The sequence below is a fragment of the Pseudacidovorax intermedius genome, from assembly GCF_001476815.1.
Classification (GTDB): domain Bacteria; phylum Pseudomonadota; class Gammaproteobacteria; order Burkholderiales; family Burkholderiaceae_C; genus Xenophilus; species Xenophilus intermedius_A.
Genome location: NZ_LDSL01000027.1, coordinates 13468 through 39366, shown reverse-complemented (window position 1 = coordinate 39366; position 25899 = coordinate 13468). Strand labels below are relative to the sequence as shown.

The following is a 25899-nucleotide window of genomic DNA, read 5'->3' as shown; positions in this document are numbered from 1 at the left end:
ACATGAAGATGGACGGTCGCCTCGCTCGCAACCCGCTCAAGGGTGCGCTGGGCGATGCGCTGCACGCGGTGATGTGCGGCGCCGGCCATAACCTGCGCCTGATCCTGGCCGCGCTGCGGCTTTATTGCGCCCGCATCGGGTTGTCCGTGCAGGCGGTTGTGGCCGCGCTGATTGCCCATTCGCTCAACAACCGCACTGCCTACGGCTGAGAACGGAATTGTTCAGGGTGGACTACTTAATTAGCGCTCTCCCAATCGCTTCGGCAACAAGGGGAGGCACTGCATTCGCCACTTGGGTGAATCGTGGCACCTCACGCTTCCTACGCTCGCCGCCGGTCGTGTATTTTCCTTTAAATACAAAGCTATCTGGGAAGCTCTGTAGCCGGGCATTCTCCCTTACGGTCAGCGTCCTAGGCTCTTTGTAATGGATTAGATCATCCGGCATGCTCGTAATTGTCGGAGACGGGCTGTCAGGATCCAACACTCTGATGGCGCACTTTTTTAGCCCGTAACTCGCCCTCAATTCCGAGGATATCGATATATTGAGGCGACCGTCGGCGTGGCAGCGTTCGATAAGTTGCTCGAATCGCTCCCGAATTACTGGGTTATGGCGTGCCAGCCGAGTATCGGTTATCCCTTCGCCCATACCCGCGTTCATAAGCCTCTGAAACGCTGTCAAAGGGCCACAATATGATATTTCCTTGAATCCATGGCATTCGGAGCTATCTCGGACGCCATTGCGTTCTGTCTCTAAATCAGATATTGCGGCTTTTGCGGAAATTGGCACGCAGATACCCTTATTTTTCAAAAACTCTAATCTCAGCTCATCAATGACGTCAAAGGGATTTTTCTCCATAAAGGCAGAAATATCCTTGCGAATACCAAGAATAAAAAATCGCTTCCGCTTTTGTGGCACTCCAAATTGGGAAGTATCGATCAGCCTAGTGTGGACGTTATACTCATCAGAAAGCGCGCTGATTATTTTTTGGGCATAGTTTATCGTGCCAGTTTTAGATTTCTTGTCAATGAAATCTACGGTGATTCCTTTAACATTTTCTATCAACACTAGTTTCGGCTGAATAAGAGAAACAAAATCCAAATAAGACGCGGTAAGTTTATTGCGGGGATCACTGGCCTCCCGCCGCCCTGCAGCAGAAAACCCTTGGCAGGGCGGCCCCCCTGCCAAAAGGTCAACTTGGTTTCTTAGTCCAATGAGATCGCCGCGATAGTTTCCAAGCAACTCATCTACTGCGTGCGGGTCTTTGCTCAGCCACGAAGGCCAACTAAAGGACCTCGACGAATCCTTGTCTATTAAGTTTTCTTTTAGGCTCTCGAATGCATTTTGATCGCGCTCGACCGCAAAAATTCCGTTCCACCCTGCCGCCATCAGGCCAAAACTTAAACCTCCGCAACCTGCGAAAACGTCGATAAAAGTAGGCGCCTTTTTCATTATCTTCTTAAACTCTGGCAGTCAGATTGGTAACTCAAGCGATCCAGATGCAGGGGCAGATGTGGCCGACCACCTGTCGAAGGGATGCCGTTCAGCCTTAGCACGCGAGCTTACCAGTAGATACACTAATTTTCAGCCTCGTGCAAGGTCAGTTTGACAGCGAAGATGACGCCATGGGCGGTGATTACAGGGAGCAAGTTAGCGTTGATTGCATGCATATGGCAAGACCTTGGAAAAGGAGGCACTTGGCGTGACGGTGCGCCCTTTGCTGGTGAGTAAGGCTTGAACGCCGCGAAGCTAGCCTACTAGCGGCACTCCCAATATGCGTGCTACGTAGCGCATCGCGAGGATCTTCCGTTCCCGCCACGCCCATCCTCCGACAGCGGTTCCTTAAACCCACCGCCCCATACTGAGCGGCCTTGCGAGCCGCGTTTGATTGCGCGAGCGAAGAAAGTACCCTCCGCGCGGCGGCGCGGCCCTCTTCGTCCGCGTGCTCATAGTTGTCCAACAGCACTTCCTGCTCCATCATCAGCGTGCGGCCGGTGACGGACGATCCTCAGCGCGGGCGGCCGCCCAGGATGGCCGTCCCATCGGCGCCAGCAGCAGCAGCAGCAGAACGGCGAAACGATTCATGGCCCGCCTTCGCGGGCGCCGTGCTTTGCAAGCTCAACCAGCAAGGCACCCCTCCATCAACCGAGTCACCTGGGCCAAAACATAGCGCGTCGTAGCACCCCGCCGGCCCCACCCGCACCATTGCAGTCCCGCCCAGTAGCACCACCAGGCAACGCTACGCGGCCTTACGAACTGGGCTCGATACCGCGAGCGCAGAAAGTAGCCTCCTAGCTGCTGCGCGGCCCTCATCGTCGGAATGCTCGTAGTTATCCAACAGTGCTGCCTCCTCAGGTGTGACTGAGCGTAGAACCGCCCCATCTGCAAGCTGACCGGTCGGCGCTGCAGTAAGGGCAGCGGACACCCTAACTCCGATCACCACATAGGTGACATCGACGCCTAGCGGCGCTACTCGCTCCAGGTAGCTTGCATCAGGAACCCGGTGCCCGTTCTCGTAGTTCGACTGCGAGTTCAGGCTCACGCCACCCGCCTTCGCCATCGCGGCTTGCGACAGGCCGAGACGCGCTCTCTCCGCCTTTAAGCGAGTGCCGAAGTCAGGCATTCAGCATCCCGATGGCGGCCAAGTAACCAGGGTACACACACAAAATTTCACGCATACACCCAAAAACCGGCATAAATCCGTTGAAGCATGAAGATTTGCGGGTTCATAATCCGCGTCACACACACATTAAGAGTTCCCATATTAACCGTATGGCCCATATATCACCCCGTCGTGGTCGTCCGCCGCTGCCGAAAAACGAGCGCGTCGGGCGCGAAACCCCGGAGCACTTCGTCTGCCGCCGGCTGAGCACGAGCGCACCCATGCCCATGCACGCAGAGAGGGCCGCACCGTCGCCAACTTTGCGCGTCGCATCTACCTGATCGGCCTAGCGCAGTTCCCCAGCGCTGCCTAAACGTCTTTCCCTGCCCCGCATCAGCCCCTTGCCCGAGGACCTCCCGCCGATGTATCCCGACCCCAAACGCGTGCGCGACCACCGCATCACCACCCGGCTTGACGACTACGAGGACCTCTGTTGGCGTGCCATGTGCGACCAACGCGGCATCCAGCCGGCCACGCTGCTGCGCGATCTGGCCGTCCTCGAATGCGGCCGCTGGGAAAGGCTTCCCGAGCGCACGCAGGTGTCGGCCGCCAACGAACCCTCCATGCAAGACCACGCATGACGCCCTCCCCCGTTCTGACGCCCACGCTGACCGCCGCCGACGCCGCCACCGCCGTGGGACTGATCCGCGAAGCGGCCTGGGCCGCGCAGCGCTGTCCCGCCGCATCATGGCTGGCCTGGCCGGGCAAAGATGGCATCGCATCCCTCGCGCATGCCGGTCGCGTCTTCCAGCTCATCGACAAGGCCAGGCCGCGCAGCGCCTCGATGACGGCCAGGAACTGGCCGAGGCCGTCGGTGCTGATGCGCCGGTAGAGAACGCCCGCCTCGTTGCGAATGCCGACCATCATGGCCTGCCCACCGCTGGCGGCCAGACCGTAGGCCTCGCTTTCGAGGGCGGCCAGTATCTGGTTGTTTTCGGGCAGCGTGTCTGCCCCGTAGATCAAATCGTTGTTCATCGTTTGCTTTCGGGTTGCCATGTGGCCCTGCTCAAGTACCTGGGCCGCTACCTGCGCCGCGCCTGCCACTGCGCGCCGGCAGAGTCGGCGCTGTGGCTGGCGGGCGGCATAGGGGCCGTGTCTGCGCCTGCGCTCGCCGAAGGAAGGCGCCAAAAGGCTGACTTTCGTCAGACGGAAATTCAGGCGGTGCAGGCATGAGCGAAGCCGGCTACATGCGCCTGTCGATCCGCTGCCCGCACTGCCTAGAGAAGGCCACGGCCGAGGACAGCCAGGAGCTGTCGCGCACCGTGCGCGAGGTGGCCTACCGCTGCCGCAACTACCGCTGCGGCCACGTGTACGTGGCCCGGCTGGAGGTGGTGCGCACGCTGGAGCCGTCGCGCATGCCCTCGCCGCTGGTGAGCCTGCCGCTGAGCCTGCATGTACGGCGCGCGCCGGTGCAAGCCGCGCTGCTGACCATCGAGACAGAAGCCAACGACGAGGCCGACTACCTGGCCCAGGTCGGCCAGCCGCTGGCGGATTGGGGCGGCGCCGCGCCGGCTGCCGGCCTGCTGTGGGCGGCAGATGAGGCCGGCGCCGATGCGGCCGAGGACGCGGCCGAGCGCGCCCGCTACTGCTACATCACCATCCGCTGCCCGCACTGCGCGGCCAACGCCATTGCCGTGGCCTCGCGCGAGCTGTCGCGCACGCTGCGCGAGGTCACTTACCGCTGCCGCAATCACCGCTGCCGCCACGCCTACGTGGCGCAGCTGGGGCTGGTGCGCACGCTGTCACTGTCGTCCACGCCCTGCGCGGACGTGGTGCTGCCCATCAGCCCGCATGTGCGGCTGGAGCAGCTCCAGGCTCTGTTGAAGGCCAGCCCCAAGGCGCCGCCCGCCTGACCCACCGCGCCGCCCGGCGCTCCCCGTTTCCTTCCCTCCCGCAACGCGCCCGAAATGAGGCGCGGGGATTCGTTCGCTCTTTTTTTGCCGAAACCGTCATGCGCACCGCCACCCGCTCCCGTTCCACGACCTCACCCTCCACCAGCAAGGCGCTGGCCCTGGTGCTCAAGCAGGAGCACGAGCGCCACGCGGCGCGCCTGGCCGACATCCGGCGCATCAGCACCAAGCTGCCGGTGCTGGACGAGTTGATGGCCGCCCTGGCCGCGCAGAAGGTGCATGTCGCCCTGGAAGAGCTACGACCCTACCGGCGCGTGCTGGACCTGCCCGAGACGGTGACGCTGCGCACCGGCCTCTTCGGCGACGGCCACGACGCCACGGTGGCGGCCACGCTGCTGCGCCTGGGCTTCAAGGTGGTGTGGACCAAGCAAGGGGCGGCCTTGGGCCGCTTTCAATGCGAGGCGATCTTCAAGCGCGGGCATGCCCATGTGCACGCCTACGTGCCGGCCGAGTGGCTGGCCGAGGCGTGCGAGCAAGGGCTGGTGACGGCGGCGACCGAGGGGCACCACCCGGCTAACGACGTGGGCCGCCCGCTCGCGGCAGCAGCCGCCACCGCGGAGGCCGGAGCCTGACGCATGGACCTTGCAGCGCAAGGCCCGGCGCCCCGGGCTGAGCAGCAGGAACCGCCCAGCTTCCCCGCTCCCATCTACCGCAGCACCTACCGCGCCATGCTTGCCGAGCTGCGCCAGGAATTCGCCACCCGCGCCTCGATCACGGGGCCGAGCGCCGCCGCCCGCGAATGGGCCGAGTTGCTGAGCGTCTACCGCATGACGCTGATGCTGCTGGCCGGCGTGGATGGCGACCTCGACCGCCCGGCCCTGCGCGCGTGGTCAGAGATTCCGCCGACCGAGCAGGACGCCATTGCCAGTGCCGCACGCGCCCTGCGCCGGGCCCTGCAGCCGCTCGCGGCCCTGACGGTGTAGCCATGGCCGCACTGCCGTCGTTCACCCGCCACAAGGGCCGCCGCAGCCCGGTCCGCAAGGTGTCTTCCACCTTCTGGCTGGAGCGCATGCGCCGCACGACGCTGCACTGGGAGGATGTCAACCTGCGCGCCGGCACCGTGCGCGTGCACCGCGCGCGCGTGCTGACCGAGGACAAGGCCCGCACCAAGACGCACCGGGAGCGCCTGGTGGAGCTGAACCACCGCGCGCTGGGCGCGCTGTTGCGGCAGCAGGCGAGGACGCAGGCCGCCGACGCCGAGGTGTTCCACAACCCGCGCACCGGCAGCGCCTACATCGATGAGCAGTCGCAGCGCCGCGCCTGGGCGCAGGCGTTGCCCGCGGCCGGCGTGCGCTACCGGCCGCCGAAGGAGTGCCGCGACACCAGCGTGACGCTGGCGCTGATGGCCGGCGCCAATCCGGTGTGGGTGGCCATGCAACATGGCCACTCGGTGCAAGTGATGATGCGCGACTACGCGAAGTGGATTCCATCCGCCGACCGGGGCGCGAACCTGGCCGCCGTGAACGCCACGCTGGGCACCAGGACAGAGGGCGCGAAGGGCGCTGGATGAGCGATTCAGGGATGGCTTAGGGCTGGAAGCGCACGAGGCCAACCCCGGAAATGAAAAAAGCCGTTGAAGATCAACGGCTTTTTATGCAAAGTGCTTGGCGGAAACGGAGGGATTCGAACCCTCGATGAGGCTCTACACCCCATACTCCCTTAGCAGGGGAGCACCTTCGGCCACTCGGTCACGTTTCCAGTGCGCTAGGCAGACCATGATTATGCCATCAAATCTGCCCCGATCGGCCACACAAGCCGGCCGTTGCGCGATTAATTTGCCGGCTGGTCCAGGTCGAAGGCCTTGTGCAGCGCGCGCACGGCCAGTTCCATGTACTTCTCGTCGATCACGACGGAGGTCTTGATCTCGCTGGTCGAGATCATCTGGATGTTGATGCCCTCTTCGCTCAGCACGCGGAACATCTTGCTCGCCACGCCCACGTGGCTGCGCATGCCGATGCCGACGATGCTCACCTTGCAGATCTTGGTGTCGCCCACGATGTCGGCGGCGCCCAGCGTGGGCAGCACCTTGGTCTTGAGCAGGTCCACCGTGCGCGCGAATTCGGCGCGGTTCACGGTGAAGCTGAAGTCGGTCTTGCCGTCCTTGGAGAGGTTCTGGATGATCACGTCCACCTCGATGTTGGCATCGGCCACCGCGCCCAGGATGTGGTACGCGATGCCCGGCTTGTCGGGCACGCCCAGGACGGAGATCTTGGCTTCGTCGCGGCTGAAAGCGATGCCGGACACGACGGCTTGTTCCATGGTTTCGTCTTCCTCGAAGGTGATCAGAGTGCCCGACACGGCCTCTTCATTGATGTCGATGTCCCAGGGCGTGAAGCTGGAGAGCACGCGCAGCGGCACGCGGTACTTGCCGGCGAATTCCACCGAGCGGATCTGCAGCACCTTGGAGCCCAGGCTGGCCATCTCCAGCATCTCCTCGAAGCTGATCTTGGCCAGGCGGCGCGCATCGGGCTCGACGCGCGGATCGGTGGTGTAGACGCCGTCGACGTCGGTGTAGATCAGGCACTCGTCGGCCTTCATGGCGGCGGCGATGGCCACGGCCGAAGTGTCGCTGCCGCCGCGGCCCAGCGTCGTGATGTTGCCCAACTCGTCCACGCCCTGGAAGCCGGTGACCACCACCACGCGGCCCGCGTCCAGGTCGGCGCGCACGCGCTCGTCGTCGATGCGCTCGATGCGGGCCTTGGTGTAGCTGCTGTCGGTCTGCACGCCCATCTGCCAGCCGGTGTAGCTCACGGCCTGCACGCCCTCGCTCTGCAGCGCGATGGCCAGCAGCGCCGACGAAGCCTGCTCGCCGGTGGACGCCAGCATGTCCAGCTCGCGGTTATAGGGCGTGGTGGGCTTGGCCGGGGCCAGTTCCTTGGCCAGGCCCAGCAGGCGGTTGGTCTCGCCGCTCATGGCGCTGGGGACCACCACCATGCGATGGCCCGCGCGCGCCCATTTGGCGACGCGCTTGGCGACATTGCGGATGCGCTCGGTCGAGCCCATCGACGTGCCGCCGTACTTGTGAACGATCAATGCCATGGGTGAGATGTCGGAAGAAAAGTGAGTCGCCTCGTCGGCGTCGCCCGCGATGGCGGGCCTGGAGAAAGGCCTGCGCGGTGGCGGCCCGGATGCCATTCAGCGCGGGGGCTTCGGCAAGGGCGCGCCATTGTACCAACGCAGGGTGTCGCCTTCGCGCACCACCTGGCCGCTGCCGGCCTTGAGGTGGATGCGGTGGCCGCGCGTGGTGCAGGCAGCGATCTGGTCGAGCAGTTCGTCGATCTGCCGGGCTGCCGGCGCCCGGCCGGACGCCTGCGCCAGCCAGGCCCGCAGCGCATTGGCCTGGCGGCCGCGCGGCAGCGCCTGCAGGGCCGGGATGCGCGGCGGCATGCCGGTGTCCGCCAGGTCGGCCCGGGCAATGTCGGCCAGCAGTTCCTGCGCCTGCGCCGCATGGCGCGCGCTGCGGGCGAAGGTCTGGCGGAACTGCGGAAAGGCGTCGGCCAGCGCGGGCAGCACTTGCTGGCGGATGCGGTTGCGCGTGTAGCGTGCGTCGATGTTGGTGGGGTCGTCGATCCAGCCTTCCCCATGGCTGCGCAGCCAGGCGCGCAGGGTGTGGGCCGGCAGGTCCAGGAAGGGCCGATGCCAGCGCAGGCCGGCACGTTCGGCCGTCCGCGGCATGGCGGCCAGGCCCGGCAGGCCGGCGCCGCGCGAGAGGGCGAGGATCAGCGTCTCGACCTGGTCGTCGGCATGGTGGCCCAGCACGATGTCCTGCAAGGCCCCTGGCGTCCCGTCCGTCGCGGCCTCGGTCGAGGCCGGCGCCTCGCCGGATGCGCGCCGGGTGAATCCGCCGTCCGCGCCGGCCAGCTCGGCAAGCGCCCGGTAGCGGCCCAGCCGCGCCGCCTCTTCCGGGCTTTCGCCGGCCCGCGGCCGCGCATCGATGCGTCCTACCCGCAGCGGCACCTGCCAGCGTTCGCAGAGCGCGGCGCAATGGCGCTCGAAGCCATCGGCCGCCGCCTGCAGCCCATGGTTCACATGCAGCGCCACCAGCTGGCCCGGCCAGCGGCGCGCGCAGGCCACCAGCAGGGCCGTCGAATCGGCGCCGCCGCTCAGGGCCACGCCCAGCGGCAGGCGCGGCGTGAGCGCGGCGACGGCGGCATCGACGGCATCCGGCGGAACCCCTGCCGCCCGCGGCGCTCCAACCCCGCTCATGGCCGACGCATTCCCGCGCCGGCCGCACCCGGACCGAGGAGTTGCCGCATGTGGAAGTTGGGACGACTGTGGTGGGCGATGCGCAAGGAGCTCGTGCTGGCCTGGGCCGTTCTGCGCGACGGCCGCTCGCCCTGGGGTGCCAAGCTGGCGGTGCTGGCCGCGGCGGCGTACCTCATCAGCCCGCTGGACCTGGTCACCGATGCGGTGCCGCTGCTGGGCTGGCTGGACGACGGCATCGTGGTGTTCCTGCTGCTGCGGCTGTCGCAGAAGCTGCTGCCGCCCGGCCTGGCCGACGCGCTGAAGGCGCGCAATGCAGCCCGCAGGCGATGACGCGCTGAACGGCCACCGCGCGGGGCGCAGCCGCCCTGCCCTTCAGGGGCGCCGTATTCAGCGGCCGGCGTCGGCCTTGGTGTCGGCGAAGCGGCCGTAGCTCTGGATGCGCTCATAGCGCCGGTCGACCAGTTCGCGCGGCTTGAGGTCCACCACCTGGCGGACCGCTTCGGTCAGCGCACGCTTGAGGAAGGACGCCATCTGCCGATGGTCGCGGTGGGCCCCGCCCACCGGCTCGTTGACGATCTTGTCGACCAGGCCCAGCGCCTTGAGACGGTGCGCCGTGATGCCCAGCGCGTCCGCCGCGTCCTGCGCCCGGTCGGCCGTCTTCCACAGGATGGAGGCGCAACCCTCGGGGCTGATGACCGAATACACCGAGTACTGCAGCATCAGCACCTGGTCGGCCACCGAAATGGCCAGCGCGCCGCCGGAGCCGCCCTCGCCGATGATGGTGGTGATGATGGGCACTTCCAGCTGCGCCATCTCGAAGATGTTGCGGCCGATGGCCTCGGACTGGCCGCGCTCCTCGGCATCGATGCCGGGGTAGGCCCCGGGCGTGTCGACGAAGGTGAAGACCGGCAGCTTGAACTTCTCGGCCGTCTTCATCAGGCGCAGCGCCTTGCGGTAGCCCTCGGGCTTGCTCATGCCGAAGTTGCGCGCCGTGCGTTCCTTGGTGTCGCGGCCCTTCTGGTGGCCCAGCACCATGCAGGGCATGCCGTTGAAGCGGGCCAGGCCGCCGACGATCGAGAGGTCGTCGGCGAAGTGGCGGTCGCCGTGCAACTCGACGAAGTCGGTGAACATCTCGTTCACGTAGTCCAGCGTGTAGGGCCGCTCGGGGTGGCGCGCGATCTTGGTGATCTGCCACGGCGTGAGGCTGCTGTAGATCTCCTTGGTCAGCTGCTGGCTCTTCTTGCCGAGCTGGTCGATCTCTTCCGAGATGTCGACCGCCGATTCGCTCTGCACATAGCGCAGTTCTTCGATCTTGCTTTCGAGTTCGGCGATGGGTTGCTCGAAGTCGAGGAAGCTACGTTTTGCCAAGATCTACTCCTGTGAAGTCAGTCAATAGGCCACCGGCAGGGGCTCGAGCGAGCGCCAAATGTACCAAGTGGCCACACTGCAATAGGGGGCCCAGGCGACGGCCACTTCGCGCGCATCGCTGCGGCTGACCGGGTCGCCCGAGAAATACTGCTGGCTGATGCCGGCGATGAGGCTGGGGTCGTCCAGAGGCAGCACGTTGGGACGCAGCAGGTGGAAGATGAGGAACATCTCCGCCGTCCAGCGCCCGATGCCGCGGATGGCCACCAGCTCGGCGATGATCATCTCGTCGGCCATGTCGTTCCAGGCGTCCACGTGCACGGTGCCGGCGTCGAAGTGCAGCGCCAGGTCGACCAGGTATTCCACCTTGCGCGCGGACAGGCCGGCGGCGCGCATGTCGTCCACCTTGAGCTTGAGCACGTTGGCGGGCGTCAGGCGCCGGGGCAGCTTCTCGAAGCGCTCCCACACCGACTTCGCCGACTTCACCGAGATCTGGTGGCCGACGATGCTGCGGGCCAGCGTGGTGAAGGCGTCGCCGCGCGAATGCAGGCGCGCATCGCCGAACTGCGGGATCAGCCGGCGCATCACGCGGTCCTTCTTGACGAGGTGGCGGCACGCCTCCTCCCAGTAGTCGGGCGTGATGAATTCCGGATCCTGCGCGCGCGATGGGGCCATGGCCAGCGTTGCCGTCGTCCGCACCGTTTACTGGGCCGCGGCCCAGGTGGTGCCGGCGGGGCCGTCCTTCAGCACGATGCCCTGGGCCAGCAGGTCGTTGCGGATGCGGTCGGCCTCGGCGAAGTTCTTCGCCGCCTTGGCCGCGGCGCGCTCGCCGATGCGGGCCTGGATGGTGGCTTCGTCCAGGCTAGCACCCGCCCTTAAGTAGCGCACGGGATCGGAGGTCAATAGCCCAAGAGCGCCACCAAGCGACCGCAGAGCCATGGCAGAGTCCCGAAGTCTCTGCAGCTCAAAGTCTCGAATATCGGGATTCTTGTTATGGATCAGGCTATTGCGTAGAGCTTGGATGTCGCCCGCGATGTGGAATAGAACCGCGACCGCCTGGGGAGTGCCGAAGTCCTCATCCATCGCTTTCTTGAATAGCCGTACCCAATCAAAGGGATCAGGAAGGTCCGATAAAGGAACGCAATCCGCCATCAGCCCTTGTTCACCCAGCAATGCGTCGGCGTCTGCCAAGGAGCGATACAGGCGCTTCAGCGCGTTGCGCGCGTCGTCCAGGTGCACGTCGCTGTAGTTGAGGTCGCTGCGGTAGTGCGCGCGCACGATGAAGAAGCGCAGCGTCTCGGCGTCGTACTTCCTGAGCACATCGCGGATGGTGAAGAAGTTGCCCAGGCTCTTGGACATCTTCTCGTTGTCGATGTTGATGAAGCCGTTGTGCATCCACGTCATTGCGAAGGGCTTGCCGGTGGCGCCTTCGCTTTGCGCGATCTCGTTCTCGTGGTGCGGGAACTGCAGGTCGGCGCCGCCGCCGTGGATGTCGAAGGTCTCGCCCAGCAGGTCGCAGGCCATCGCCGAGCATTCGATGTGCCAGCCGGGGCGGCCGGTGCCGAAGGGGCTCTCCCACTTGGCTTCGGCGGGCTCGGCGGGCTTGGCGCGCTTCCAGAGCACGGGGTCGAGCGGGTCTTCCTTGCCCTCGGCCACGGCCACGCGGTTGCCGGCGTGCAGCTCGTCGAGCGACTTGCCCGACAGCTTGCCGTAGCCTGCGAACTTGCGCACCGCGTAGTTCACGTCGCCATCGGCCGAGCGGTAGGCCAGGCCCTTGCGTTCCAGCGTCTCGATCATCGACAGCATCTGCGGGATGTAGTCGGTGGCGCGCGGGTCGTGCGTGGGGCGCTCCACGCCCAGCGCGTCGGTGTCCTCGTACATCGCGGCGATCATGCGGCTGGTGAGCGCCTTGAGCGTCTCGCCGTTCTCCACCGCGCGGCGGATGATCTTGTCGTCGATGTCGGTGATGTTGCGCACGTAGGTCACGCGCCAGCCGCGCGCCTTGAGCCAGCGCTGCACCACGTCGAAGGCGATCATGGCGCGGGCATGACCCACGTGGCAGAAGTCGTAGACCGTGATGCCGCACACGTACATCCGCACATGGCCCGCTTCGAGCGGCGAAAACTCCTCCAGTGCACGCGTGAGCGTGTTGTAGATACGCAGGGTCATGGAAATCGGAAAGAGCGCCGTTGAACGGGGGCGCCGGCCGGAAGCTGTCGATCATGCGCCGCGGGGGGCGCGCTGCCAAGGGCTCGGCACAAGCCATGGCTACAATCCGGCGAGTATAAACGGCCCTCTGCGCAGCGCCCGTCCGCACGGGCCCGCCGCATCCAACCATGCCGGGGCGCACGCGCCGTCCGGCCCCACTCGCTCCATGACGCAAGCCGCTTCTCCCGTCGCCCGTTCCCTGCTCCGTGCCGCCCTCGCCTGCCTGCTGGCCATGGGCACCGGAGCGGCGCTGGCCGACGACTACGCCGACGTCAATGCACTGCTGCGCGCGGGCAAGGCCACCGAGGCGCTCGACAAGGCCGACCGCTACATCGCCGGCAATCCGCGCGATCCGCAGATGCGCTTCCTGCGCGGCGTGATCCTCAGCGAGCAGGGCAAGACGACCGACGCCACCGACACCTTCGTCAAGCTCACGCAGGACTATCCCGAGCTGCCCGAGCCCTACAACAACCTGGCCGTCATCTATGCCGCGCGGGGCGACCTGGACAAGGCCCGCGACACGCTGCTGACGGCCCTGCGGCTGAACCCGAACTACGCCGTGGCCCACGAGAACCTGGGCGACGTGTACGTGCGCCTGGCCGCGCGGCAGTACAACCGCGCGCAGTCCTATGCCTCGATCAGCGCCAGCGTCGCGCCCAAGCTGGCCATGATCCGCCAGCTGGTCGACCGCACCGGCGAAAGCAGCAACGGCGCCCTGCCCGCGGACCCGCCCGAGCAGCGCCGCCTGGTGCGTTGAGCCATCGCTGGTGCGGCGGGAACCGCCGCGCCGGCTGCGCCTCTAGCGTCCTTTGTCGTCCACCTCCCTTGCCGTTTTCGGCTCATCCGCACGGAGTCCCCGCGTGACCGCTTCGCGTACCACCGCCCTCACCCGCCGCGTCCTGCTGGCCCTTCTCACCGCCGCCGCGCTGCCCACCGCCGCCTGGAGCCAGGCCGCCGCCCCGCGCGTCAAACTGACCACCAGCGCGGGCGACATCGTGCTGCAGCTCGAGCCGGCCAAGGCGCCCAAGACCGTCGCCAACTTCCTGCAGTACGTGCAGGACAAGCATTACGACGGCACCGTGTTCCACCGCGTCATCGACGGCTTCATGATCCAGGGCGGCGGCTTCACGCCCGACCTGCGCCAGAAGCCCACACGTGCCCCGGTGCCGCTGGAGGCCGACAACGGCCTCAAGAACGACCGTGGCACCATCGCCATGGCCCGCACCAGCGACCCGAACTCGGCCACGGCCCAGTTCTTCATCAACGTGAAGAACAACGACATGCTCAACGCCCCCAATCCCGACGGCCACGGCTACACCGTGTTTGGCAAGGTGGTCTCGGGCATGGACGTGGTCGACAAGATCCGCGCCGTGCCCACCGGCGCCCAGGGGCCGATGCGCGACGTGCCGGTCGAGCCGGTCGTGATCCGCAGCGCGACGGTGCTGAAATAAGCCGGCCGCCCTTTTCTCTTCTTCAGGAGTCCCTCATGAGCAATCCCAAAGTCGAACTCACCATCAAGGACCTCGGTCCCATCGTCCTCGAACTGGACGCCGAGAAGGCCCCCAAGACGGTCGAGAACTTCCTGGCCTACGTCACCAAGGGCCACTACGACAACACCGTCTTTCACCGCATCATCGACGGCTTCATGATCCAGGGCGGCGGTTTCGAGCCCGGCATGAAGCAGAAGCCCACCGGCGCCGAGATCACCAACGAGGCCAACAACGGCCTGAAGAACGAGATGTACACGGTCGCCATGGCCCGCACCAGCGCGCCGCATTCGGCCACTGCGCAGTTCTTCATCAACGTCGCCAAGAACGACTTCCTCAACCACACCGCGCCCTCCCAGCAGGGCTGGGGCTATGCCGTGTTCGGCAAGGTCGTCTCGGGCACCGAGCTCGTCGACAAACTGCGCAAGGTCAAGACCGGCCGCCGCGGCTTCCACGACGACGTGCCTCTGGACGACGTGGTGATCGAGAAGGCCACCATCCTGGCCGAGTGAGCGCCTGAACCGCGCCATGCCCTGCCCCGGTCTGCGCCCGCGCGCCCCTTCCGTGCCGCGCGCATGACGGCGCAGACCGCCTTCACCGAATTCCTCGCCCCGCCCGGGTGGCGCACGGTCGACCTGCTGTCCGACCTGCACCTGCACCCGGGCGAGCCCGAGACCCTGCAGGCCTGGCAGGGCTACCTGCAGACCACGCCGGCCGACGCGGTCTTCTTCCTCGGCGACCTGTTCGAGGTGTGGGTGGGCGACGACGCCGCGCAATCGCCGGGCTTCGAGGCCGACTGCGCCGCCCGGCTGCGCACCGCGGCCGAACGGCGCCCGATCTTCTTCATGGCCGGCAACCGCGACTTCCTGGTCGGCCAGGGCTTCGCCGCGCAGGCCGGCCTGCAACTGCTGCCTGATCCGCTGGTGCTGGTGCTGCACGGCCGGCGCTGGCTGCTCAGCCATGGCGACCTGCTCTGCCTGGAAGACCGGGACTACCTGGCCTTCCGCGCCCAGGTGCGCAGCCCGGCCTGGCAGGCCGATTTCCTGGCCCGTCCGCTCGAGGAACGCCGCGCGCTGGCGCGCCACATGCGCGCGCAGAGCGAGTCGCGCAAGGGCGATCCGCGCACCGTCTGGGCCGATGTCGACGGTGAGGCCGCTGTCGCCTGGCTGCGCAGCGCGCGGGCGCCGACGCTGGTGCATGGCCACACCCACAGGCCCGGCCGCCGTGCGCTGGACGCCGGGCACGAACGCCTGGTCCTCAGCGACTGGGATGCCGCGGCTTCGCCGCCGCGTGCGCAGGTGCTGTGCCTGAGCGCCGCCGGCGCCCAGCGGGTGGATCTGCGCTAGATGCGCCGGCGTCCATCCCTGCCGCGTCGCGCCTGGACCGCCGACGCCCTGCCGCGTCGGCCGGCACGGAGAACCTGACCATGCTGGGCCGCTGGCTGCGCAGCAAGCTGCGCCCCCCGCCACAGATCCCGGACGACGCCTGGCAGCAGGCCCTGGCCGCGCTGCCCTTCCTGGCCGGCCGGCCGGCCGACGAGATCGCCCGCCTGCGCGCCCTCAGCGCCCGCTTCCTGCAGCAGAAGGAGTTCCACGGCGCGCTGGGCTTCGCCATCACCGACCGCGTCGCGCTGCTCATCGCCGCCCAGGCCGTGCTGCCCGTGCTGCACCTGCCCGGCGACCTGGACTGGTACGACGACTTCGTCGGCATCGTCGTCGTGCCCTCCGAGGTCTCCACCCGCCGCACGCTGGTGGACGAGGCCGGCGTGGTGCACGAATACGACGAAGCCATCATCGGCGAGGCCCGGGCTCACGGCCCGGTGATGCTCAGCTGGCCGCACGTGGCCGAAGGTGCCAGCGGCGATGGCCAGGGCCCGATCCTGAACGTCGTCATCCACGAATTCGCCCACAAGATCGACATGCGCGACGGCGAGGTCGATGGCTGCCCCCCGCTGCCCGCCCACTTCCTGGGCGACGGCAGCGCCCTGCAGGCCCGCGAGCGCTGGCTGCAGGCGCTGCAGCCCGCCTACGACCGATTCCGCGAGCAGGCCATCGTGGCCGAACGCTTCGGCGGCGAGCCGCCCTGGCTGGACGACTACGCCGCCTCGTCGCTGGCCGAATTCTTCGCCGTGGCCTGCGAGGCGTACTTCGTCGACCGGCCGCGCTTCACGCGCGAGTTCGAGGGACTGGCGCCGGCGTTCGACGCGTTCTTTCGGGCAGCCACCGACGAGGGCTGACTGGCGGCAAAGGCGCAGGGCGCAAGGTGCCGAAAGACAGCCCGCGGCCGCTGCGCCGGCAAGCTCACCGCTGCGCAGGAATCGTCGGTCTGTGCGCTTTCAGAGCGACGCCCCGCCATCGATCACCAGGTCATGGCCCACCACATAAGCCGCGGCATCGGAGCACAGCCAGAGTACGGCTGCGGCGATCTCGTCCAGCCCCGCGACCCGCCGCGATGGGTTACTTGCCGCCACCCGCACGTCCCGCGCCTGGCGGTCTTCGCCCACACGGTAGGACATGGCGGTATCCACAGGCCCTGGGCTGACGCTGTTGATGCGAATGCCACTGCCGATGGCCTCGAGCGCGGCAGTCTTGGTCAGCACGGCCACCGCCGCCTTGGAAGCGGCATAGGCCGCCGTGCCGGGCCGCGCCAGATGCGCACCGATGTTCGAGGCAATGTTCACGATGGCGCCGCCGTTCGCGCCGCGCTTCATCGCCAGGAGCTGGTGCTTCATGCACAGCCAGGTGCCGACGACATTGGTCGCCATCGTCGCCTGGAAGTCCTGCAGTGCGAAGGCGTCCACGGCGCCGGTTCGCAACACGCCCGCCGCGTTGACGGCAATATCCAGTCGGCCCTCCGCTCGCAGTGTCTGCGCCACCATGTCCTCGACGCCGGCCTCATCGGAGACGTCGGCCACCACGGTGAGCGCATGGCCGCCCGCCAGAGCGATGGCGTCCGCAGTCCGCCGCAGCGACGCCAATTGGCGGCCTGCGATTGCCACCCGCGCGCCCTGTTTCGCCAGCGCCTGGGCGATGTGCTGGCCGATGCCGGTGCCGGCACCCGTCACCAGCGCGGTTCTGCCGCTGAAAGGCTGCGTGTTCATGGAAAGCTCCTTGATGATTCTGTGTGGATCGGACAAGCAGGCACTCAGCCGCGGCAGGCCATGGCCTGCGCACGGCGGCCCCGAGACGCGTACGGGAGCAGGCTGGCGAGACCCAGCGCGGCCAGCGCCGCGCCGATCCACAACGGCGACCGAAGGCCATAGCCCTTGTCGATGGCTTCGCCGCCGAGCCACGTGCCGACGCCCAGCCCGATGTTGATGACCGATGCATGCATCGTGTTCACCAACGGGCCGGGCCGCGCCACGCGCATGACTCGGGCCGCCATCGCGGGATTCAGCGTGACGCCCGTCAGTCCGGTCACCACCACCATGACCACGCTGAGGGCGGCACACTCGGCCTGCCACGCGAAGAGGGCCAGAGCCGCCATCAGCACTGTCAGGCCGATGGCCAACACGGCGTGGGTATGCCGGTCCGCATGGCGCCCCACGACGATGTTGCCGACCATGTTCGCCACGCCGTAGGTGGCCAGCAGCCACGGCACCGCGGCGGCGGGCCAGCCCGAAAGACCCGTCAGGATCACGGCGAAGTAGCTGAAGGCCGCAAAGGCCGAACCGATGATCAGCGCACTGGTGAGATAGGCCATCCAGAGATGAGGATTGCGAAACTCCTGCAGTTCCTGGCCGAGTCCGCCATGCGGGGTTGAGCGGGACGCCGGCACCCAGATGGCCACAGAGGCCGCGCAAACCACCACCAGCACGACCACCAGCCAGAAACTGGTTCGCCAACCCCAGTGCTGGTCGATCAGCGTCGCCAACGGCACGCCGAGCACGGCAGCGAGCATGAGGCCGCCGAGGACGGCGGCGGCTGCGCGCCCCCGCTGCTGGGGCGCGACCATGTCCGCGCAGAGTGCCAACGCCGCGCCGAAGCACGCCGCCGCCACGATGCCCGTCACCAGCCGGGCGCCGGCCATCAACCCCTGCGTGTGCGCCATCGCGGCCATCGACTGGGCGGCCGCATACACCGCCATCAACCCCAGCAGCGCCAGCTTGTTGGGCACATGCCATGCGAGCAGGATGGCCGTCAGCACCGGACCGCCCACCACTATGCCGGCGGCATAGATGGAGATGAGGTGGCCGACCTGAGGCAAGGACACGTCCAGAGCCTGCGCCAGCGAGGGCATCATGCCGGCGACCATGAATTCGGAGGTGCCCAGCGCAAAGATGGTCAGGCCGAGGAGGTAAACGGAAACAGGCATAGCTTTTATTTGAATGATCGTTCAAGAATAGGGCAAAAAAAACGAGCATTCAGCCCAACCTTTCATCCCCAGCACCGAAGCTGGCCAGGATCCCGGCCGTCGCGTCGCGCAGAAACCCACGGTCCGGCATCGACTGCCCAAGCACACGCAAACCGTAGTAGCTGCCCACGAAACCGCGCGCCATCTCCAGCGCGGACCGCACCGACGGCAACTCGCCGCTGCGCTGCCCGACGGCGAACAGATGGCACAGCACCTGTTCCAGCCGCTGAACATAGACACGCGCGATCTCGGCCACCTCCGGATCCTTGCCCGCACGGTCCAGAGCGGCAAACAACGCCATGCAGCCGCGCCCACGTGCGGGCCCGAGATCATGCGCGATGCCCCAGTCCATCAGCGCCTGCAACCGCTCGCGAACGGTGCCACGTCCATTGAGGATCTGCGCCTGCGCCTGGATGCCCTGCTCCTGATACAGCGTCAGCGCCCGGTGGTAGAGCTTCTGCTTGCTGCCGAAAGCGTTGTAGAGACTGCCGCGGCCCAGACCCGTGCGCTCGCACAGTTCCTGTGCAGACGCACCTTCATAACCGCGCGACCAAAACACATCCATGGCCGCCTCGACGACAGCGGTGTCGTCGAACTCCCGGGGCCGTCCTGGCGTGGATTTCTGCATCTGGCTCTGCTGGTTCAGAAATGGCAACGCGCTCAGTCTAGCCAATACTGGAATGATCAGTCAATTACAGAGCACATCCAGCAAAAAAGCGGTGCACCGTCACCGATGCGCCGCTTTGCTGTCCGGCCCAGGCGGCCAGCGTCTTGATCAGCCCTTGCGCAGCAGCGGCTTGAGCGCGCTCTGCAGGCGGCGCGCCACGGTCGGCTCGTGGGCCGATGCCAGCACGCGTGCGGCATCCTGCGCCCAGGTCTCGGCCGGGCCGGGCTCGTTGCGCTTGGTCAGCAGCTTGAGCTGCAGGGCACGGCGGGCGTCGAGCTGCTCCGGCGGCGTCGGCACCTCGGCCGCCATCTCCAGGCGCAGCAGCGCTTCGCCGGCGTCGCCACCGGCGGGCGCGGCCGACAGCGACTGCACCCACTGGTTGCGCACGGACGGCGTCACGCGGCCCAGCTCCTGCGCCGGCGGCACGGCAGCGCCGTCGCGCTTGTTCCAGGCGTCCAGCAACTGCGTGACGGCCTCGCCGTGCGCCTGGCTGGCCAGCTTGCGCAGGGCGGCCTGGGCATGCTCCATGGCGTCGCGCTGGGCGCGGAAGGCGGTGTCGCCCAGGCGCGGGCCGCGGTCCTCGCGCGGGGCACGGTCGCCGCGCATGTCGCCCGGCCGGCCGGGACGGTCGCGACCGAAGCGGTCGCCGCTGCGCGGGCCGCCACGGCTGTCCCGGCCATCGCGGCGGTCACCGAAGCGGCCGGCGGGCGCGGCGGCCGGGCGGGCTGCGCCGGGGCGGTCGTCGCCGCGCACGGCGACCACTGGGCGCGGGGCGGCCTTGGGCGCGGCGGCGGGTACGGGCGCAGCGGCTTCGCCAGCGTCGGCAGTCGCCTCGCCAGCAGCGGCTTCGGCGCCCTCGCCCGATGCGGCCGGGGCGGCGGCCCCGTCAGCAGGCGTATCGGCACCTGCTGCCGGCGCGGAGGCGGCTGCCTCGGAAGCGGCAGCGGCAGGCGCCGCGGCGGCCGCGTCACGGCGACCGCGCAGCGCGTCTTCCAGCGCCGTCATGGCAGCGCGGATCTTCTGGGCATCGCCCGTGGCGTTGGCCGCTTCGAGCGCCTTGGAGGCTTCGAGGACGGCACGGTCGTGTTCGCCCATGGCCTCGGCCTGGCGCTCGCGGTCGGCGCTCTTGCGCTGGAAGGCGTCGTCGATGGGCTTGCGGAACGCGTCCCAGAGCTTCTGCTCCTGGCGGCGTTCCAGCGGCACGGCCTGGGCCTCCGCCTGCCAGCGCTGCTGCAGCGCCTTGACGGCGTCGATGCGCAGCTGCGGCGCAGCGCCCAGCTCGGTGGCCTCGGCGATCATCTGCTGGCGGCGCTCGATGCTGGCCTTCTGCGAGGCTTCGAGCGGGCCGCGGGCCTCGGTCATGGCGGCGCTCCACAGCGGCTGCAGTTCGGCGAACACCTTCTCGCTCACGTGGCCGCCATCGCGCCAGCGGTCGGCGAACTGGTGCAGGGCGCGGTTGCGTGCCTTGAGGTCGGCGTCGCCGGCGTGTTCGGCGGTCCAGGCGCGCAGTTCCTCGACCAGCGCCAGGCGCTGGGCGCGGTGCTCGGCGGCCTCGGCACGGACCTTTTCCAGCCAGGCCTCGACCACCTTGTGGGCCTTGTTGCAGGCCTCGTCGAAGCGGCGCCACAGGCCGTGGTTGGGCACGCCGCCCTGGTCGGCCTGCTTCCACTGCTCGCGCAGGGTGCGCAGCTGCTCCTGCATCTTGCGGCCGCCCAGGGCCTGGCCCTCGGGACGGTTGAGCAGGCCTTCGGCCTTGGCGACCAGGTCTTCGCGGACCTTGTCGGCACTCCAGCGCTGCCAGCCTTCCAGCTCGCCGGCGGCGACCAGTGCGGCATGCACGCGGGCTTCGAGGGCGTTGCCGACCAGCTTGCCATGCTCCTTGAGCACGGCGCGCAGCGCGTTGGCGGCGGCCTGGCTGGTCTTGCCCTGGCCCTGGGCGGTGGCTTCCTCGAGCTTGCTCAGCGAGGCTTCGACGGCCGCTTCGGCGGCTGCGCGCTGGGCGGGGTCGACCTTGGGCGCAGCGGGCGCGGGCGCCGGAGCCACGTTCTCGGGCGGCAGGCCGCGGCCGGCGCGCAGCTCGTCGGCCCACACGGGCACGGGCGGCAGCGGCGCCTGGGCATCGGCGGCAGCGGCGACGGCCTGGGCCAGCGCGCTGTGGAAGGCTTCGGACACCACCTGCAGTTGCGAGCGCGAGGCCTCCAACTGCGGGGCGAAGCGCGCGTCCAGGCTGGCCCAGTTCGGGTCCTGCACGATCTCGTCGGCCTGGGTGGTCCAGTGCGCGACGTCGGTGCGCAGGCCTTCTTCGGCGGCCTGTGCGTCCTGCCAGCCCTTGGTGGACAGCACTTCGAAGCGCTGGGCCAGCAGCACGGCGGCCTCGCGGTGCACCTGGGCGCGGTGCTGCAGGTCTTCGACGCCCTTCACGCGCTCGGCCAGGTTGGCCTTGAGGCCGGCCAGCGGTTCGCGCGACAGCGGCGCGCCGGCCTTGGCGGCGTCGCGCTGCCAGGCCATGGCGTCGGCGATGTTCAGGCGGGGCTGATCCAGCAGCGCACGGGCCTTGTCGGCCCATTCGGCGGCGATCACTTCCTGGCCCTTGGCGCGCTTGATCTCGTCCAGGCGCTCGCGCACCGGGCGGGCGGCGCCCTTGTCGCGGCCGCTGAGTTCCTTGAAGACTTCCTGCATCAACTCCGGGGCCGGGTTGCCGGCAAGCCAGTCGCGCACGCGCTGCGCCCGTTCGCCGGAGGTCGCGGCGGTGAAGACGCCCCCGGTGAGCTGGTCGAGGGTGGGGATATCGTGTTTGGTCGTGGCTTGAGTCACTGCGCCAGGGTCGTGGTAAGGGGTCGGGGAGGTGGACCGGCCGGTTGCCGGTCGTCCAAGCAAATGCGCCGGCATGGCCGGCGCGCGGGCCGCATTGTCGCCCAGGAGGCTGCGCAGCAGAAATCCCGCGGACAAGGCCGAGGAATCGGGGTCGCGCGGGGCCCCGATTCCTACCGGACGTCCAGCCGCAGTTCGGTGCCCGGCTTCCAGTCGGGGCCGGCGTCGGCCCCGGCGGTGCGAACGGCCCCGAGGAAGATGCGGTCGCCGGGCAACTGCCGCTGCAGCAGGTAGTCGCGCACGGCCGCGGCGCGGGCGATGCCCAGTTCGCGGATGGCCTGCTCGTCCACTGCGATGGTGGGCAGCAGCAGCTTTTCCATCTCGGCCACCGATTGCGACCTGGCCATGCCGATCAGGTTGCGGGGCTTGGGAATGTCGGCCCGCTTGTAGACGGCCTCCAGCAGCGCGGGGTATTCGGCATCGGTGACCGGTGCCACGTCCGACGGGTCGTCGCCGGCGCGCACGGCGGCGCGGCGCTTCTCGGCCAGGGCCATGCGGCGCAGGCGCTCGCGCTGCAGAGCGTCGCGCTCCTTGTCCAGGCTGGCCTGGCCGATGACGGTCAGCCGCAGGCCGTCGCGCGCCTTGAGCGCCTGCACCACCTTGTCCAGGCTCTGCCGCGCCGCGGCCGACAGCGCATCGCTCCCCGGCGCGAAGGGCACCACGCTCGACTCGCTGCTGCCGCCGCCGAGGCCACCCGTCAGCAGGCTGAAGGGCGAGGTGATGGCCTTGCCGATCAGGTTGAGCACGCCCTTCCAGATCAGCGGGCCGATGCTGAACTGCGGGTCGTTGAGCGAGCCCGACAGCGGCAGGTCGACGTCGATGACGCCGTTGCGGTCCGCCAGCAGGGCCACGGCCAGCCGCACGGGCAGGCTGTTGGGCGCATCCTTGACTGCATCGCCGAAGGCCAGCTGGTTGAGCACCACCTTGTTGGTGGCCGTGAGGCGGCCGTCCGGCGCCACCTGGTAGCGCAGGTCCACGCTCATCTTGCCGCGCTCGATGCCGTGGCCGGCATAGCGGATGGCATACGGCGACAGCGGCGCGAGTTCCAGGTCGCGCACCTTGGCGGCGATGTCCAGCTCCAGCGGCTTGGCCAGCGGGTTGAGCTTGCCCAGGATCTCCAGCGACGCGGTCTGCTGCGCCTTGCCGCGCAGTTCCAGGTCGGCCAGGGCCGGCCGGCCTTCGGACGCGGGCTCGGACGAGAAGGCGCTCAGGCGGCCGGTCAGCTCCGTGAGGTCGGCCGAGTAGTTGGGCTGGATGAACAGGTCGGAGAAGTCCACCCGGGCGTTGACCACGCTGATGGGCCCGAAACGGATGATGGGCGACGGCCCCTTGGCGGCCTCTGCGCGCACGGGCGGCGCAGCCTGGGTGGCTGCCGGGCCGTCGCCGGCATTGCTGGTGGCCCGGGCGCCCTCGCCCGCCTGCGCGGTGCGCGGCTGCGGCCGCTCGGCCGCCGCGCGCTCGTTCTCCTGCTGGCCCTGGCGCGTGATGCCCTGCAGGTTCAGGCGGCCCGATGGCTCCACGATGATGCGGGCGAAGGCGTCGGTGAGCGTGGTCTCGCGCACGTCCAGGCGCAGCGGCGCGCCGGGCCGCTGGTCGAGCGCGAAGCCGCGCAACGCCAGCGCCTTCCAGCGCAGCAGGCGTTCGCCGCGCGGCGCCGACGCCGGGGCAGGCGAGGCCGACGACGCCTCGCTGGCCGCCGCGGCCGGCGCCGCCGATGGCGTGGTCAGCGCCACGCTGTCCACCCGCAGGTCGTCCACGGCCAGGTCGCCCGCCATCTGGACCTCGGCACCCGCCGACGGCAACGCCAGCGCAAGGCTGCCGCGGTAGGCGGCGTAGGCCCGCCGCACGTCCACGTTCAGCGTCTGCGCGTAGTAGGGCTGGAAGGCATGCACCGGCAGGGCCGTGGCCTCCAGCTTCCCGCGCAGGGCGAAGGGCGCGAGCACCACGCTGCCCTGGTAGTCGAAGCGCCCCGGCTCGGCACGGCTGCCGGCGGACAGCCGCCCCGAGGCCTCCAGCGGCACCGGCGCGGACGTGGCCGGATCGAGGTTGCGCAGGCGCAGCCGCAGCTCGCTCACCCTGGCTTCCACCGGGGCGCCACGGCGGGCGCGGTCGGCAAAGTCGACGGTGCCGCCGTCGATCGCCAGGGCCGCGATCCGCACCTTCCACGGCGGCGGTGGCGTCCCGGCCGCCGGCTCGCGCGGCTGCGCCACGGGCACGGCCGCGCCCTCGCCTGCTGCGGCCGGCGCACGCAGCCAGCGCTGGTACATCCAGCGCTGCTGGGCGTCGCGCTCGACGACGATCTGCGGCCGGGTGGCCGTCAGGCTGCCCACGTTCAGGCTGCGGGCCTTGAGGTCGGCCCGCGCATCCAGCAGCTCGAAGCGGCCGATGCCGGCCAGCGCCGTCTTGCCGTCGGTGAGCGACAGGCTGTCGAGCGTGACGCGCGCGGCGTCGAGCGCCAGCGTCTGCGGCGACCAGTGCAGGCCGAGGCGGCCACCCAGGCGGCCGTCGAGCGCCGGCTCGAGCGTGGACGCCAGATAGGGCGCGGCCAGCGACAGCGGCACGTCGGCCGCCTCGATCTGTGCGCGCACTTCGGCCGGGCTGCCCTGGCCGTCGAATTTGAGCCGTCCCCGGTCCACCGCCAGAGCGCCGTTGAAGCGGGCGGGCTTCGCCATCGGCCAGGCGGCGCCTTCGATGCGCAGGTCCAGGTCCGAAATGGCGACGACGGCGGCCGGCCGCACGGTGTCGTCGTGCCAGCCGATGCGGCCGTTCTGCAGCACCGTGTCGTCGATCTGCACGGTCCAGCGCGGCGCGGCGGAGACGGCCGTGGGCGCGGCGGTGCCGGTGCCTGCGTCGCCACCGGCGTCCGCGGCAGCCGGTGCCGACGCCGGCGGCGCGCTGCGCACGACCTGCGCGGTCTCGGGTGCCGGCGTGGCGCCGCTGGTCAGCAGCAGGTTGAGCCGCCCCTGCACGTCGCGGCGGACGGCCAGCGCCGGCGCGTCCAGCGCGAGCTTGGCCAGGTGCAGGCGACGCTCCAGTGGCCGCACATCGGCCAGGTCCAGCGTCAGCCCCGCCAGCTTGAGCAGTTCGCCGCCCTGTGCATCCAGCGCCCGCAGGCCTTGGGCATGCACCGTGCCGGACAGCTTCAGCGACGCCTGCTCGCCGCCGCGCTCGAAGTCGGCGCGCAGGTCGGCATCCACCACGCCGGAGGCCAGCTTCACGGGCAGGCCGGCCGGCACGTAGGCGAGATAGGGGGCGAGGTCCAGGCCCTTGAACTGCATGCGCACGGCGGTCTTGCGGGTGTCGGCGAACGGCAGCGCCTCGGCGCTGGATTCGAAGCGGCTGCCGTTGAGCGTGAAGGCCAGGTGCGGCGCCACGTTCACTGCGCGCTGGGAGGCCAGGCTGCTGAGGAAGGGCAGTTGCAGCGTCAGCCCTTCCACCACGTGCCGGCGGTCGGCCTGCCGGTCGTCGAACTCGATGCGCCCGCCGTCCAGCGCCAGGTTGTAGAGCACGAAACGCGCGGGCCCGTCCCGCGGCGGCTTGTCGCCGGGCCTGGCCAGCCGGCGCAGGATGTCGTCGATGTCGAGCACGCCGTCCGCGCCACGCGCGAGGCGCAGCACCGGCTGATCCAGCTGCAGGGCATCCAGCACGGGCGCGAAGCGCAGCAGCGACTGCAGTTCGGCATCGGCATACAGCCGGCGGGCGGTGAACAGCGGCGCCTCGCCCTGCCGCCCGGCCACCTGCAGGTCGCGCAGCGTCAACTCCAGCGTCCAGGGCCGCAGCTGCACCGAGCCGACCGTCACCGCCCGGCCCAGGGCGGCCGACGCCTGCTTCTGGAGCTGCCACTTCAGCAGGGGCGGCACCGCCGCCCAGAGCACGGCCCACAGCGCGAGCAGGCCGGCCAGCGCCCACAGGGCACGGCGCAGCCAGGGGCGGTACGTCGATCGCAGGAGATTCATGGCGGAAGTGTGCCGCACGCGGCAGCGCCCTCCCAACGAAAAAGCCCGGTGGGGTGCGCGAGGCACCACCACCGGGCTCGACGGAGGGCCCCAGGCCGCATCCATCTCTTTGGCGCGGGAAGGAGAAAGGTTCCCGACGCACTGGCGGCAAGGGATTGCCGCCGTGGGGGCCGGGCCATCGTCTGCGACTCGCGTCGCTGAACCCTGGCACCGGCAG

The 25899-nt window shown here is 68.8% G+C and carries 24 protein-coding genes, 1 tRNA gene and 1 pseudogene; 13 read left to right on the top strand and 13 right to left on the bottom strand.

Annotation, left to right across the window (positions count from 1 at the left end; genetic code table 11):
* Positions 1 to 209: pseudogene (locus tag NS331_RS03695) on the top strand (IS5/IS1182 family transposase); the annotation flags it as partial.
* A 22-nt stretch (positions 210 to 231) separates the two neighbouring features.
* On the opposite strand, the gene NS331_RS25350 reads toward NS331_RS03695, so the two are convergent.
* The gene (locus NS331_RS25350; RefSeq protein ID WP_082702232.1) at positions 232 to 1449 is read right to left on the bottom strand and encodes a DNA cytosine methyltransferase; all 1218 of its coding nucleotides are present in this window, start codon (positions 1447 to 1449) and stop codon (positions 232 to 234) included.
* Between the two features lie 787 nt (positions 1450 to 2236).
* Entirely contained in the window at positions 2237 to 2620 is a 384-nt protein-coding gene (locus NS331_RS25345; RefSeq protein ID WP_082702231.1) for a helix-turn-helix domain-containing protein, read from the bottom strand.
* Positions 2621 to 3021: 401 nt separating this feature from the next.
* Here NS331_RS25345 and NS331_RS03690 point away from each other — a divergent pair, with 401 nt between their 5' ends.
* From NS331_RS03690 to NS331_RS25335, 6 genes are all read left to right on the top strand, one after another.
* Positions 3022 to 3240 (top strand): hypothetical protein, encoded by a 219-nt coding sequence (locus tag NS331_RS03690; RefSeq protein WP_058640662.1) that lies wholly within the window; start codon positions 3022 to 3024, stop codon positions 3238 to 3240.
* A 106-nt stretch (positions 3241 to 3346) separates the two neighbouring features.
* The gene (locus NS331_RS25995; protein WP_153012736.1) at positions 3347 to 3832 is read left to right on the top strand and encodes a hypothetical protein; all 486 of its coding nucleotides are present in this window, start codon (positions 3347 to 3349) and stop codon (positions 3830 to 3832) included.
* A complete protein-coding gene (locus NS331_RS25340) occupies positions 3829 to 4512 on the top strand; it encodes an Ogr/Delta-like zinc finger protein (protein ID WP_242873638.1) in 684 nt (227 codons plus the stop codon). Before NS331_RS25995 ends, NS331_RS25340 begins: the two co-directional genes overlap by 4 nt.
* Before the next feature lie 98 nt (positions 4513 to 4610).
* Positions 4611 to 5141: a hypothetical protein gene (locus NS331_RS03675; RefSeq protein ID WP_058640660.1), complete on the top strand. Its 531-nt coding sequence runs from the start codon at positions 4611 to 4613 to the stop codon at positions 5139 to 5141.
* Positions 5142 to 5144: 3 nt separating this feature from the next.
* Positions 5145 to 5492, top strand: a complete 348-nt coding sequence (locus NS331_RS27060; RefSeq protein ID WP_058640659.1) for a hypothetical protein — start codon at positions 5145 to 5147, stop codon at positions 5490 to 5492.
* A gap of 2 nt (positions 5493 to 5494) precedes the next feature.
* Positions 5495 to 6079, top strand: coding sequence for a tyrosine-type recombinase/integrase (locus tag NS331_RS25335; RefSeq protein WP_242873637.1), 585 nt, complete (start codon positions 5495 to 5497; stop codon positions 6077 to 6079).
* A gap of 95 nt (positions 6080 to 6174) precedes the next feature.
* On the opposite strand, the gene NS331_RS03660 is transcribed toward NS331_RS25335, so the two are convergent.
* The 3 genes from NS331_RS03660 to tilS all read right to left on the bottom strand — a co-directional run bounded on the left by NS331_RS03660 (position 6175) and on the right by tilS (position 8775).
* Positions 6175 to 6267 (bottom strand) — tRNA-Ser (locus NS331_RS03660).
* A gap of 72 nt (positions 6268 to 6339) precedes the next feature.
* Positions 6340 to 7608 (bottom strand): aspartate kinase, encoded by a 1269-nt coding sequence (locus NS331_RS03655; RefSeq protein WP_058640658.1) that lies wholly within the window; start codon positions 7606 to 7608, stop codon positions 6340 to 6342.
* Positions 7609 to 7704: 96 nt separating this feature from the next.
* Positions 7705 to 8775, bottom strand: a complete 1071-nt coding sequence (tilS, locus tag NS331_RS03650; protein WP_058640657.1) for a tRNA lysidine(34) synthetase TilS — start codon at positions 8773 to 8775, stop codon at positions 7705 to 7707.
* A 48-nt stretch (positions 8776 to 8823) separates the two neighbouring features.
* Here tilS and NS331_RS03645 point away from each other — a divergent pair, with 48 nt between their 5' ends.
* Positions 8824 to 9105, top strand: a complete 282-nt coding sequence (locus tag NS331_RS03645) for a DUF1232 domain-containing protein (RefSeq protein WP_058640656.1) — start codon at positions 8824 to 8826, stop codon at positions 9103 to 9105.
* A gap of 57 nt (positions 9106 to 9162) precedes the next feature.
* Here NS331_RS03645 and NS331_RS03640 read toward each other — a convergent pair whose 3' ends face one another.
* Genes NS331_RS03640 through cysS form a run of 3 tightly spaced genes read right to left on the bottom strand, consistent with a single transcriptional unit; the run spans position 9163 to position 12309 of the window.
* Positions 9163 to 10143, bottom strand: coding sequence for an acetyl-CoA carboxylase carboxyltransferase subunit alpha (locus NS331_RS03640; protein WP_058640655.1), 981 nt, complete (start codon positions 10141 to 10143; stop codon positions 9163 to 9165).
* A gap of 21 nt (positions 10144 to 10164) precedes the next feature.
* A complete protein-coding gene (locus NS331_RS03635; RefSeq protein WP_058640654.1) occupies positions 10165 to 10815 on the bottom strand; it encodes a DNA-3-methyladenine glycosylase family protein in 651 nt (216 codons plus the stop codon).
* Positions 10816 to 10842: 27 nt separating this feature from the next.
* Positions 10843 to 12309 carry a cysteine--tRNA ligase gene (gene cysS, locus NS331_RS03630; RefSeq protein ID WP_058640653.1) on the bottom strand — a complete coding sequence of 489 codons (1467 nt, stop codon included), beginning with the start codon at positions 12307 to 12309 and terminating at the stop codon, positions 10843 to 10845.
* A 205-nt stretch (positions 12310 to 12514) separates the two neighbouring features.
* Between cysS and NS331_RS03625 the strand changes: the two genes are divergently transcribed.
* From NS331_RS03625 to NS331_RS03605, 5 genes are all read left to right on the top strand, one after another.
* Complete coding sequence (locus tag NS331_RS03625) at positions 12515 to 13105, top strand: tetratricopeptide repeat protein (protein WP_058640652.1); 591 nt, start codon at positions 12515 to 12517, stop codon at positions 13103 to 13105.
* A gap of 103 nt (positions 13106 to 13208) precedes the next feature.
* Complete coding sequence (locus NS331_RS03620; protein ID WP_058640651.1) at positions 13209 to 13799, top strand: peptidylprolyl isomerase; 591 nt, start codon at positions 13209 to 13211, stop codon at positions 13797 to 13799.
* A 35-nt stretch (positions 13800 to 13834) separates the two neighbouring features.
* Positions 13835 to 14347 (top strand): peptidylprolyl isomerase, encoded by a 513-nt coding sequence (locus NS331_RS03615; RefSeq protein ID WP_058640650.1) that lies wholly within the window; start codon positions 13835 to 13837, stop codon positions 14345 to 14347.
* A 63-nt stretch (positions 14348 to 14410) separates the two neighbouring features.
* Positions 14411 to 15181, top strand: coding sequence for a UDP-2,3-diacylglucosamine diphosphatase (locus NS331_RS03610; protein ID WP_058640649.1), 771 nt, complete (start codon positions 14411 to 14413; stop codon positions 15179 to 15181).
* Between the two features lie 80 nt (positions 15182 to 15261).
* Positions 15262 to 16071, top strand: coding sequence for a M90 family metallopeptidase (locus NS331_RS03605; protein ID WP_058640648.1), 810 nt, complete (start codon positions 15262 to 15264; stop codon positions 16069 to 16071).
* A 99-nt stretch (positions 16072 to 16170) separates the two neighbouring features.
* On the opposite strand, the gene NS331_RS03600 is transcribed toward NS331_RS03605, so the two are convergent.
* The 5 genes from NS331_RS03600 to NS331_RS03580 all read right to left on the bottom strand — a co-directional run bounded on the left by NS331_RS03600 (position 16171) and on the right by NS331_RS03580 (position 25682).
* Positions 16171 to 16935: an SDR family NAD(P)-dependent oxidoreductase gene (locus tag NS331_RS03600; RefSeq protein WP_058640647.1), complete on the bottom strand. Its 765-nt coding sequence runs from the start codon at positions 16933 to 16935 to the stop codon at positions 16171 to 16173.
* A gap of 44 nt (positions 16936 to 16979) precedes the next feature.
* Positions 16980 to 18149, bottom strand: a complete 1170-nt coding sequence (locus NS331_RS03595; protein WP_058640646.1) for an MFS transporter — start codon at positions 18147 to 18149, stop codon at positions 16980 to 16982.
* Between the two features lie 49 nt (positions 18150 to 18198).
* A complete protein-coding gene (locus tag NS331_RS03590; RefSeq protein ID WP_058640645.1) occupies positions 18199 to 18816 on the bottom strand; it encodes a TetR/AcrR family transcriptional regulator in 618 nt (205 codons plus the stop codon).
* 147 nt (positions 18817 to 18963) lie between these two features.
* Positions 18964 to 21669, bottom strand: coding sequence for a DUF349 domain-containing protein (locus tag NS331_RS03585; protein WP_058640644.1), 2706 nt, complete (start codon positions 21667 to 21669; stop codon positions 18964 to 18966).
* A gap of 170 nt (positions 21670 to 21839) precedes the next feature.
* A complete protein-coding gene (locus tag NS331_RS03580; protein ID WP_058640643.1) occupies positions 21840 to 25682 on the bottom strand; it encodes a DUF748 domain-containing protein in 3843 nt (1280 codons plus the stop codon).
* Between the last annotated feature and the right edge of the window lie 217 nt (positions 25683 to 25899).